Below are 11052 nucleotides of genomic sequence, written 5' to 3'. Positions count from 1 at the left end.
CAGGGCCACGTGGTCGAGGCGGGACCGGCCTCCGACGTCCTGCACAGCCCCTCCGCCGCCTACACCCGGGAACTGCTCGACGCAGTCCCCGCGATCGGGGAGTGACCATGCTCAGCGCGGACGACCTCACGGTCAGCTACGACCGGACCCCGGTGGTCCGCGGCGTCTCCCTCACGGTGCCGGAGGGCTCCGGCGGGGTCGCCGTCATCGGGGAGAGCGGATCCGGCAAGACCACCATCGCGCGGGCGCTGCTCGGTCTGGTCAAGCCCGAGCAGGGCCGGGTGCTGTTCCGCGACCGCGACATCGCCCGGCTCGACCGGGCTGGGCGGGCGCTCTACCGGTCCGAGGTCCAGCCGGTGTTCCAGGACGGCAGCGAGGCCCTCGACCCCCGGATGCGCATCGGCGCCTCGATCTCCGAGGCGCTGCGGATCCGGCGGCGCCGCGCCGGCGGCGAGCCCGCGGGGAAGGACGGGGACCTCCCGTCGGTGACGGAGCTGCTCACCGACGTCGGCCTCGATCCTTCCCTCGCCGGGCGCCGGCCCCACCAGCTGTCCGGCGGGCAGCGGCAGCGCGTGGTCATCGCGCGGGCGCTCGCGGTCGACCCGCGGCTGCTCGTCCTGGACGAGCCGACCAGCGCCCTCGACGTCACCGTGCAGGCCCACGTGCTGGACCTGCTGGCGGGGCTGCGGGACGAGCACGGGCTGAGCTACCTGCTGATCACCCACAACCTGGCCATCGTCGACCGGCTCTGCGACACCGTGCACGTCCTGTTCGCCGGGCGGATCGTGGAGTCCGGCCCCATCGGCACGGTGCTCGGCACCCCGGCCCACCCCTACACCGCCGCGCTGCGCGACGCGGTCCCCCGGCTGGGCGCGACGCACCGGGCCGCCGGCGCCTCGGACGCGCTGGCCGCCGCCGAGGGCTGCCCGTTCCGGCACCGCTGCCCGATCGCGGTCGACCGGTGCGCCACCGAGGACCCGCGGCTGCTGCCGCTCACCGACGGGCACAGCGTCGCCTGCCACGAGGCCGTCCCGGCCAAGACCGACGAACCCCGGACCGGCGCCGACGTGTGAAAGAAAAGGGACGGCGGGAGGACTGGTCCTCCCGCCGTCGGGTCGGAAGCGCGGCGCTGGCCGGCGTCGCGCTGGATCGACTTCACGGTTCGGGGGCGCGGGTTGGCCGGCCCGGCCCCGGACCGTGTTCAGAATGCGGAGAAGGCAGTCTCCGCACCCCTGCTCCGCTTGTCGGGCGGTAGGCGTCCCCCTGTCAGGGGGACGCGTCTGCCGTCGGCTAGGACGACGGCGTGGTGGGAGCCTTCTCCCGAGCGAGACGGACCTCCTCCTCGGCCGTCCTGACCGCTGCCTCGGCGGCGTCCCGCTGAGCCGCGGCGGTCTCCGCGTGGGTCGCGGCCCTCTCCGCCTCGGTCCGGGTCTTCGCCGCCGCGGTCTGCGCCTTCTTCGCGTCGGCGCGAGCCTTCACGAGCCGGGCTTCGGCGACCCTGCGCTCGGCCTGGAGGACGGCCTGCTCGCAGGCCCCGTACTCCTGGGTCAGCCTTTCCAGCGTCTCCAGGATCTTGCCGCGCTCCTCCAGAGCGTGCTGCAGGACGGCCTCGGGGGTGGCCGACGACAGCTCGATGAGCGGTGCGTGGGTCCGGCCCCTGAGGCTGAAGCTCATCTGGGCGACCGCTGCCGCGGCCACCGTGATGACGACGACCCCGGCCCACTGGATCGGGATCAGCCGCGTGTCGAGGAAGGCCAGCCCGACGAGGGTGGCGATCAGCGGACTCGCGGTCAGGAACACCGAGTACACGGCGTCGCCCGCGAGTTCCCTCGCCGGCATCTGGATGATGCGGGGCAGGGTGTTGTTCAGCAGCCCCACCAGCATCGCCCAGAGGACGAGCTGCCAGTTCAGGAAGGTGAGGCCCCCGGTGAGCATGACGATGCCGCCGGCGAGCACGCCGACGGACAGCGTCGACCAGGCGATCACCTTCTCCGTGTAGTACCGGCCCGCGCCCTTGATGAGGCGGTCGGTGACGGGGAGGTACAGGGTCCGCAGGCCGCCCGCGCCGAGGGCGCAGATCACGCCGAGCAGGTAGCCGCTTCCGGGAGCCGGCCCGTCCTGCTGGACGAGCAGGACCACGCCGACCGCGGCCGCCGCCGCGAAGAGCGTGAGGAGGGCGGCGCGTCCCCTGCTCCCGCTCCTGAACCCCGCGATGACGGGGATGAGAAGCGGGACGGTGTAGTAGATCCCTCCGGTGACGCTGAAGGGGATGAACAGCAGGGCCGAGAACAGCAGCGCCTTGTCGCCGCCGATCACCCCGAACGTCATCAGGGACAGGATCCGCCGCGACCGCGCCGGCATCTCGGTGGCCGGCCGGTCGTCTCCGCCCTTCCCCGAGATCTTCCAGAAGAAGACGCGGAGCAGGAGCAGCAGACCGCCGAAGGTCGCCTCCAGCGCCGTCGCCTGGTGCATCTGCAGACCGTTCGCGCCGATCAGCCGCTCGTCGAGGAGCGCCTTGCCGGACGCCGAGCTGAGCCGGTCCGCGCCTCCGAGCGCCACCCCGAGCCAGGGGTACCGCCTGCTTTCAGATTTCTTGTTTGTCATTTCCGAGAACTCCTCGTGTGAGGCGCACACAAAGAGAACCGGTCGTGACCCGGCTCCCTTTGTCGCACCGAAGAACGGATACGACTCCGTAGAGCCAGGTCGTGTTCAACGATCTTCGGACATGCCGACTCAGCTGCGGAGACCTGGAGGTTGACGCGGGGTGAACAGGCTCTTACGAAACGCTCGTGACGCCATTTCCGGCGTTAGGCTGCAATGGCGCGGGCCCTCCTTCGAAAGCGGCGGCGTCGTGAACCGCCGCCGAGGGCGCGCAGAAACGGCGGGAGGCCCTCCGGAAGAACTCCCCGGAGGCTCCCGCCGTTTTTCTCGGACACAGGGGCGAGGGCCACGGCCGGACGGCGGCGAACCGGCTCCGGAAAAGAAGAACGGCCGGTCTGGGGAGACCGGCCGTTGAGGTTGGTGGCCGTCCGGGGTTTCCCCCGGACGGCCACCGAGAAGCGGAGGGGAGTGGCGCTCCCTCCCGCTCGATGCTGAGGTCGGAGGCGGCCAGCCGCCGACCCTCGCATGGGATTCCGTGCCGCACTCGGCTCGGACACGTACGGTTCGTCGGATTCGACGGAGGGTTGGCCGACCCTCGTCTCATCCGACTGCACCGAGGTGCCCGCCAGGCGGACGCCACAGTTTCGCCGGATGCGAAGGAGGGTGGCCGACCCTCACCTCGCACCCGACTCGCCGTGACGTCTGCCGAGGCCGACGCTGCGGTTCACCGAAGTGCGGAGGAGGGTTGGCCGACCCTCGCTCCACACTCGGCTGACCGCGGCGTCTGCCGAGGCCGACACCACGTTTCGCCGAATGCGAGAGAGGGTTGGCCGGCCCTCACCTCGCATCCGCTTCCACGCGGTGCCGGTTCAGGCCGGAAATCTCGGGCGGCGGCTCTACTCGGCGCTCGGAGCGCCGATCGAGTCGCCGTAGGCCACCCGCTCGATCCGGTAGTTCCCGTCGGGGTCGGCCTGCACGGCCTCGCCTCCCAGGAACCGGAACTCACGGCCGTCGCACCTGACGACGCCGCTGTCGACCCGGCCGCCCGTGAAGCTCCCGTCGTTGCCGACGGAGGCCTCCTGGACGCCCTTGGTCTCGATCACGACGCCGTCGCTCTCGACGGTGAGCCCGCCGGCGCGCTGGAAACGGATCCCGTCCCGCGTGCCGACCAGGCCCGTGACCTCGCTGTACTTGACCGACTTGGCGCCGTTGGCCGCGGGGGGCTGGGCCTCCGCGTTCCTGGCGTCGAGCTCGGCCTGGAGCCGCTGGCGCTCGGCGTCGGCCTCGCGCAGCTTGGCCTCCGTCTCACGCACCTTGGTGTCCGCCTCCTGGTACAGGCGGGTCGCCTCGGCGCACCTGTCGTTCGCCTGCCCGGCCTCGGTGATCAGCCCGGTGATCCGGGTGTTCGCCTCGGTGAGCTGGCCCCACACGTACGCCAGTTCGGTGTCCTTCTGGTCGAGCTTGGCGTGGACGGCGACGTCGATCCCCGCCGCGAGGGCGGCTCCGAAGACCATCCACATGCCGACCCACTGCCCGCCGTCGAGCGACGGGGTGTTGGCCCAGCCGATGAAGGACAGCAGGAGCGCCGCGAAGGCACCCGCGATGGGGGCCGTCGAGGAGAGCATCGCCTGCTCGGTCTCCTGCAGGTGGTTCCGGGCCCAGTTCATGAGCAGGACCGGGAGGAACATCACGCAGAGCGGGATCAGCGCGTAGAGCGCCGGCACCGGCAGCAGCGCACCCGCGAACTTGTCCGGGGTGGGGAAGCTGTGGTTCAGCAGCGCCCACGGAACGATGAGGCCGAGCGTGATGCAGTTCGCGAGCGTCATGCCGACGTCCCGGTACCGCTGGCTCAGCTCCTTGTTCACCTTGTCGTCCTCGAACGCCTCGGTGCCGAAGGCCGTCAGCGCCTTCTGGACCATGAACATGTGCAGACCGACGACGCCGGCCCACACGAGCCCGCGGGTCTCGATGTTCCCGCCGTTGCTGAACAGCGCGACCGCGAAGACGATCGAACCGAACAGCATGAACCGCAGGACCACCTGGTTCCACCGGCGGGGCTGCCAGACCACGAAGGTCAGGACGCCCGCCAGCAGCGTGCCCAGCGTCTGGACGGCGGTCCGGGGGCCGGTGCCGATGATGCTGTCGGCCTCGGCGATCCCGATGTTGATGCCCAGGCTGGTCAGCCCGATGACACCGACGAAGACCCACCTGAGCGCCGCCGCGTCGACGGTGAACCCGCCCCTGCGCAGCGTCTTGAAGATCGTCGTCTCCTCCTGCCCGAAGGTGCCCATGCTGAACATGGAGCGCCCGTAGCGCCGGTACGCGAGGCTCGTGTAGCCGAAGAGGAGGGGCGTCCCGCCGAGGACGATGAGGGTGGCCGCCGCCAACGGGACGGAACCCGTGGTGAGCGCGCCTCCCACGCCCTGGAGGAACATGGCGATGAGCAGCGCCGTCGCCGCCCGCCTCCGGAGGGGGCTGGGACCGTGGCCGGTTCCAGCCACAGCGATTTTCGTGGACACGATTGGTCCCTTCCTGTGCATTGCGTGCCGCCCGGCGCGAAGCCGGGCGGTTGTTGTGTCTCGCCTGCCCTGAGGGCCTGCGAGCCCGACTGATGAGTCGGCTCTGTTAACCGTCCTGGAGCACGGCACGACGGCAACCCGAACCTCCTCACGAACCGGCGCAGGCACCGTGCCGCCGGGCTTCCGGGGCGTTCGGCGTTCGCGCCGTCGTCCGCCGGACGGGATCCGACTTGCGCCCCGCGCCTGGTCAGGGACGGTCTGAGCTGAGAGCGCCTCTGGTTCGCCAGGGCGGTCTCATCCGAGTGGCGTCGCGGACGCCACAGAACCAAAGAACATGGGAAAGGAGTGTGCCCTGTGCGTAAAAGGGCGCACGAAGCCTCGGAACCCCGAGGCTTCGATAACACCGCCGTAAGGGCGGTGCTGCGGGTGGTTCAGTTCTTCCTGGGCCTCACCCGCCCGATGCAGGACGCCGACGGCATGGCCTGCTTCACCGTCAGGACGACGGCGGGGCGGATCGCGCTGAACGAGATCCTGCGGAACATCCGGCGGACCATCCTGCTGGTGGACCTCGACGGGTCCTTCTGGGACCCGGTGAGGTGGCCGAGGACGCCGCTCGTCCTCTGCCAGATCCCCCGGCTGTTCTCCCGTCTCGGGAGGAGCCGGCTGTTCATGATGGCCTACCTGACCGGGCGGGCGTCGGAGCAGCTCCGGTCCTTCGGGATGCTCGTCCGGGGCGTCGTGGCCTGGTGCCAGTTCGGCGCCGAAAGGTGGCAGGCCGGCCGGCAGGTCGACCTGGTGCCGGTTCCGCCCGGCCTCGCGACGGCGATCTCGGCGCTGGACGGCACGACGTACAGCGTTGAGCGCAAGACCCACGCGGTCGCCGTTCACTGGACGGCCGCCGACGACGACGTGGCGGTCGGGCAGCTGCTCGCCCGCCAGCAGTCCCTGGCCGAGGAGCACCGTCTGGCGTACCACCCGGGCAACCTGGTGGTCGAGCTCAGCCCCCTGGGCATGAGCAAGAAGGTGTCGGCCGCCTGCTTCGCCCGGCAGTTCCTGCCGGCCGAGGTGATCGAGGGGTTCGTCCGGGGCTTCGACCCGGTCGAGCAGGAGGTCTACGAGCAGATCTGGGCGTCTCTGGAGGCGTCCGGTTCCGAGTTCGTGCCCTCCCTGCAGAGCCCCTACTTCATCTTCGTGGGAGACAGCGCGCCCGACCTGGGCGTCTTCCTCCTGTTCGACTACCTGCGAGGGCTGGGCATCCCCGTCCTCAAGGTGGCCGTAAAGGGCCACAAGCCCCTCGAAGACCTGGCCGACATCGTCGTGGACGGGCCGGCCGGCGCACTCCAGTTCGTCCGCGAGCTGGAGCTCCACACCGCGCCCTGGTGGCTGCGGTTCCTGCGGCGTAGCCTCGGCCACGCCGCCTGAGTCGGTCCCCGCCTAGGCGGGGACCGGGCCCCCGGACGCGATGTCCGGGGGTCACTCGTTTGCCGCTTCACCCCGGCTTCGTACGGTCTTGGACGAACCCTTGTGTTCGCTCGGCGCGGTCGTCCGGCACCTCCCCTTCGTGCGGACGGCCTCTTCTTACGGGGGTAGGCGATGCGCGATCTGATGGCCGGGGGGAATCTGGCGCTGCCCGGCGGTGCGATCTCGATCGAGGTTCCGGGGCCGTTCGACCTGTCCGCGCTGATCACCGGCGACGACCGGAAGGTGAGCGGCGACAACGACTTCGTCTTCTACAACCAGCCCTCCGCTCCGGGCGCCCGCCTGGGGGCCGGAGCCGTCATGGTGGATCCGGCGCGGCTGCGAGCCGGGGCCAGCCGGGTCACGGTGGTCATCAGCGCGGCCGATCCCGGGACTCCGCTGAGCCGCCTGCCCGCCCCCGCACTGCGGGCCGTCGGGAGCGACGGCGCGGTGGTGGCCCGGTTCAGCCCGCCGCGCCCGGCGACGGAGACCGTCCTGCTGCTCGTGGAGATCTACCGGCGCGGGGACCAGTGGAAGCTGCGCGCCATCGGCCAGGGGTACGCCGACGGCCTGGCCGGGCTCGCCCGCGACTTCGGCGTCGACGTCACCGACGACGGCTCCCAGGCTCCTCCCCCGCCACCGGTCATGCCTCCCCCGCCACCGGTCGCGCCGCCTCCGCCGCCGGCCGTCTCCCGCCGCCCCGCCCTGCCGCCGGTCTCCGTCGGGCATCTGGACGCCTTCGCCCGCGAGGTCAACTTCCGGCGCGGCCGGAGCGGGCTGCCGCCCGTCACGCTGGACGGACGGCTCACCGCGGCCGCGCAGGCGCACGCCGCCGTGATGGCCGCGCAGCGCCGGCTCGACGCCGACGGACCGGACGGCATGTCGGTCTTCGACCAGGTCACCCAGCACGGCTACGTCTATCTGACCATCGACGAGCAGTTCGTGTCCGGTCCGCGCTCGCTGGAGGAGTTCACGCAGTACCACTTGGACGGCGGACGGCCGGTGGACGCCCTGCGCAACGGGGAGCTCTGCGACGTCGGCATTGGCCAGGCCGCCGGAAGGGGCCGCGACCGCGACCTCTACTGGACGATCCTGTGGGCGACGCCGTTCTCTCCGGCCGGCCGGTCGCGCTTCGCCGCCGAGGTCGTCTCCCTCACCAACGCCCACCGCGCCTCCCACGGCCTACGGCCGCTCGCCGACGACCCGCGGCTGACCGCGGCCGCCCAGGCGTACAGCGAGGACATGGCCGTCCGCCGCTTCTACTCCCACACCTCCCCGGAGGGGACGCAGCCCTGGGACCGCGCCCGCGCGGCGGGCTCCACGCACCTCGGCATCGGCGAGAACATCGCGTGCGGCCAGCGCTCCCCCGCCGAAGTCGTCCAGGGCTGGATGGACAGTCCCGGGCACCGCGCCAACATCCTCAAGCCCGACTTCACCCATATCGGGGTCGGCTTCCAAGGGGGCGGAACGGCGGGCACCTACTGGACGCAGCTCTTCGGTTCCGTCTAGGCGCTTCCCGCCTCGCGTCTCCGTCCCGCCTCGCGTTCTCGTCCCGCTGACGGCTTCGGCGGCATTGCCGGACGCGTCGAGCACGACACGGTCATCTTTGCCCGGTCCTCGGACCGGGCCGTCCGCACGAAGCGTGCGGGCGAGCGACGACAAAGAAGAAGGAGGGATGACCTATGTCATTCCCGCTCAGACGCTACATCGTGGAGGCCCCGGAGGGGCCGGAGCAGGTGCTCAGGAAGTTCGCGATGGAGGCGGGTGAGACCCACGCCGGCCTGCGGCGCGAGGTCGGCGGGCCGGGCCGGCCGCTGACGGGCGCCTCGTCGGAGGCGTGCCGCCGGTTCGAGACCCTGATAGACGGGCTCGGCTTGCTCGGCGTCTTCCCCCAGCCCGAGGCGGTCGTCCGCACCGCGACCGGTCCGGACCATCTCGCCCACGCGGGATATCGCAGCGGCGGGGACGACGTGAAGCACTGGTGGATCGGCGGCGACCTCGACCACGCGTTGAAGACCGCACCCAAGGTCATCACGCTCCTGGTGGGCGCTGGCAGCCTGCGCGGCCGGCGGCGTCCGGTGGCGCGGATGTCGACGTCCGGGGTCCCGCTGGAGTCACTGGCCTCCGGGTGGTTCCTGGCGTTGATGGACGACCGCGTGGATTCCATCGTCTTCGAGCCCGGAGGCACTCTGCTGGGGACGTGGGAAGCGCTCTGGCTCTTCGCCGGGAGTGTCGCGAAGCTGGTTCACACCCTGCCCGACGGGATCGAGGTGCGAGTCCTGTTTCGCGTTCCCGCCGAGGAGGACTGGCTACCGCTGCTCCCCGCCCTGGTCCAGGACCGCGTCCTGCCCGAACTGTGCGAAAGCTGGTTCCGGAGGACGAGGCGAAACCGCCATCTCCTGCAGGAACGGTTCACCCGAATCCTCGGAGAGATGCTGGGCGAGCACCAGGGCCGGGTGCGGGTGGCCGCCTACGACGCGCTTCACGACATCGGGCACCGGCTCCAATCGGCCGTCGCCCGGGGCGAGAGGCCGTCGGAACTCGGCCTTCGCGGCGAGTTGTCCAAGACGGAAGGACTCTGGAAGTTCGTCCTGGACCCGGACATCCAGCAGGCGGTCTGGAGCGGACTCGACGCCGAGCGGCGGTTCGCTCCAGAGGATCTGCCCGATCTGAACGGCCACACCGGACTCGTCAACGCGGCCGACGTCGTCAACCTGCTGACCTATGGCAGGGACGGCCTGGCCATCGTGGTCGACGAGGCGAGCGCCGCGCGCAGCACGATCGGCCTGGCCGACCGCTTCGCGCGGCTCCACCCGGACGGGGCGGCACGGATGATGGCGATCGGACCGCTGGGCGAGATCCTCGGCGAGACGCCGGAGCCGTGCGGTCCCTTCAGCCTGTTCCGGGGGAAGGCCGGCCACATGGTCGTCCGCGACCCCGGCGGGCCCTCGAAGGGCGAACGGGTGCCGACCGGCGACCTGTTCGAAGAGCTCTACTTCGTGCGATGACCGCACCGGAGTGAGCCCGACCCGGTGCCCCGGTGGGGCGGCTGCAAGCCGTCCCCACCGGGGCACTTCCGTGTGCCGGGCGGAGAGGAGCCATCCTCCCCGCCGGTCTTCGTTTCTCCGGCCCGCCTGCCGGAGTTGCCGCTGATGACGGCCTCGACACGGTCGTCAGTGCGTGGCTCGGCCACGCCGTTCCGAAAAGGCTCGGGACGTGCCACCGGTTCTCACGACCGGGTGCGCGTCCGGGCCTTCCAGGTCAGGACGCGCATCGGGTTCACGGAACCACGAACGCGCCCCGGCTCGGTCCGGGACGCACACAAAGGAGAGATGGCCAATGGCCGGTTTCATCGGCCGCCTCGGCAGGACGCCGGGAGCGGGGCTCGTGATCACCTTGATCGTGTTCTACGCCCTCATCGGCGGGGACGCGGTCAACGGCCTCGTCATCGACGAGGCATCGCCCCTGGTGGCAGCCGTCATGGCGGGCGTCTTCGGCACCATCCCCCTCGTCCTCCTCGCGGAGCGCTCCGCGCTCATCCGGCGGGGCAGGCGGCGGCTGCTGCGGGAACTCAACGCGGGAACGCTGATCAACCGCATGGCGGTCAGCAACACCTTCGTGATCCCGCTCACGCTGCTGTCCCTCCAGCGGCTGGAGGCGCTGGGGACCGTCGTCGCGCTCATGTGGACCGGTCCGCTGGCGGTGGCGATCTGGAAGATGGTGACCGACAGCCCCCGCAGGCTCTCGGGTCTGCTGTGGCTCCCCCTGGCGACGCCCGGGATGCTGCTCGTGACCCGTCCCTGGGAGGGGCACGCCGACCTCCTGGGTGTGCTGTTCGCACTCGGGGCCGCGGCGTGCTACGGCAACTTCCTCCTCACCTACGACCGGCTGGGGGAGGCGCTCGGCGACCGCGTCAACGTCGCGATCGCCGAGTCCATGATGCGGTCGACGGCCGCGCTGGCCGCGCTGACGGCGATCGTGATCACCGCGTCCGCCGCGCTCGGCCGGACGGTTCCGGGCATCACGCCCGGCCCCGACTGGCACAGCTGGCGGGTGGTCGGCCTCACCTTCCTGTCCGGGCTGCTGACGGGGTTCGTCGCCCAGGTCGGACAGAACCTGATCTTCGGGCGGCGCCTCATGAAGGCCGCCACGTTCTCGGTTCTGACCGCCGTGGAGCCGACGGTGGCCCTGACGCTGGACTGGGTGGTGCTCGGGCACTCCCCGACCCGCCTGGACGCCATCGGCGCCATCCTCGTCACCGCGGCGGGGGCAGGCTGCTTCTACCAGCTCGAGGTCGGCGGCAAGCCGCTGGCCCCGCTGGTCACCTGGTCGCGACGTCGGGCGGCCGCCGTGATGGCGGTCCTGCGGCGCCGCGACCGCGGCGGGAAGGGCGACCTCTCCGCCTGAACCACCGCGGATTGCGCGCGTGATCCGGCGAGGCCGACGTCCTACGCGATTTCCGGCCACGCGGCTA

General features: G+C 71.3%; 8 protein-coding genes. 6 read left to right on the top strand and 2 right to left on the bottom strand.

The features are described from left to right. Positions 1 to 9 precede the first annotated feature (9 nt). Positions 10 to 105 carry an ABC transporter ATP-binding protein gene (locus ABWI04_RS39385; protein WP_353835575.1) on the top strand — a complete coding sequence of 32 codons (96 nt, stop codon included), beginning with the start codon at positions 10 to 12 and terminating at the stop codon, positions 103 to 105. A 2-nt stretch (positions 106 to 107) separates the two neighbouring features. Further along, entirely contained in the window at positions 108 to 1073 is a 966-nt protein-coding gene (locus ABWI04_RS39380) for an ABC transporter ATP-binding protein (protein WP_353835574.1), read from the top strand. Positions 1074 to 1290: 217 nt separating this feature from the next. Here ABWI04_RS39380 and ABWI04_RS39375 read toward each other — a convergent pair whose 3' ends face one another. Together ABWI04_RS39375 and ABWI04_RS39370 are read right to left on the bottom strand one after the other, a co-directional pair. Continuing rightward, positions 1291 to 2604, bottom strand: coding sequence for a DMT family transporter (locus ABWI04_RS39375; protein ID WP_353835573.1), 1314 nt, complete (start codon positions 2602 to 2604; stop codon positions 1291 to 1293). An 893-nt stretch (positions 2605 to 3497) separates the two neighbouring features. Then, positions 3498 to 5120, bottom strand: coding sequence for a hypothetical protein (locus tag ABWI04_RS39370; RefSeq protein WP_345177120.1), 1623 nt, complete (start codon positions 5118 to 5120; stop codon positions 3498 to 3500). Between the two features lie 417 nt (positions 5121 to 5537). Here ABWI04_RS39370 and ABWI04_RS39365 point away from each other — a divergent pair, with 417 nt between their 5' ends. The 4 genes from ABWI04_RS39365 to ABWI04_RS39350 all read left to right on the top strand — a co-directional run bounded on the left by ABWI04_RS39365 (position 5538) and on the right by ABWI04_RS39350 (position 10985). Next, on the top strand, positions 5538 to 6542 hold the full coding sequence (locus ABWI04_RS39365) for a trehalose-phosphatase (RefSeq protein WP_353835572.1): 1005 nt from the start codon (positions 5538 to 5540) through the stop codon (positions 6540 to 6542). Positions 6543 to 6713: 171 nt separating this feature from the next. Beyond that, entirely contained in the window at positions 6714 to 8087 is a 1374-nt protein-coding gene (locus ABWI04_RS39360) for a CAP domain-containing protein (RefSeq protein ID WP_353835571.1), read from the top strand. 173 nt (positions 8088 to 8260) lie between these two features. After that, complete coding sequence (locus tag ABWI04_RS39355) at positions 8261 to 9586, top strand: hypothetical protein (protein ID WP_345177112.1); 1326 nt, start codon at positions 8261 to 8263, stop codon at positions 9584 to 9586. Positions 9587 to 9917: 331 nt separating this feature from the next. Then, the gene (locus ABWI04_RS39350) at positions 9918 to 10985 is read left to right on the top strand and encodes a DMT family transporter (RefSeq protein ID WP_353835570.1); all 1068 of its coding nucleotides are present in this window, start codon (positions 9918 to 9920) and stop codon (positions 10983 to 10985) included. Positions 10986 to 11052 lie beyond the last annotated feature (67 nt).

Origin of the sequence: Actinomadura sp. NPDC000929, from assembly GCF_040492065.1 — a bacterium.
In the GTDB taxonomy this organism is placed as follows: Bacteria; Actinomycetota; Actinomycetes; order Streptosporangiales; family Streptosporangiaceae; genus Spirillospora; species Spirillospora verrucosospora.
The sequence above is the reverse complement of the archived record's forward strand: the minus strand, read 5'-3'. Positions and strand labels throughout refer to the sequence as shown.

What these genes read in the sequence shown, in the direction of transcription:
- ABWI04_RS39380 (WP_353835574.1), top strand. Translation starts at nt 108, where the DNA reads ATGCTCAGCGCGGACGACCTCACGGTCAGCTACGACCGGACCCCGGTG.
- ABWI04_RS39360 (WP_353835571.1), top strand. Translation starts at nt 6,714, where the DNA reads ATGCGCGATCTGATGGCCGGGGGGAATCTGGCGCTGCCCGGCGGTGCG.
- ABWI04_RS39375 (WP_353835573.1), bottom strand. Translation starts at nt 2,604, where the DNA reads ATGACAAACAAGAAATCTGAAAGCAGGCGGTACCCCTGGCTCGGGGTG.
- ABWI04_RS39350 (WP_353835570.1), top strand. Translation starts at nt 9,918, where the DNA reads ATGGCCGGTTTCATCGGCCGCCTCGGCAGGACGCCGGGAGCGGGGCTC.
- ABWI04_RS39355 (WP_345177112.1), top strand. Translation starts at nt 8,261, where the DNA reads ATGTCATTCCCGCTCAGACGCTACATCGTGGAGGCCCCGGAGGGGCCG.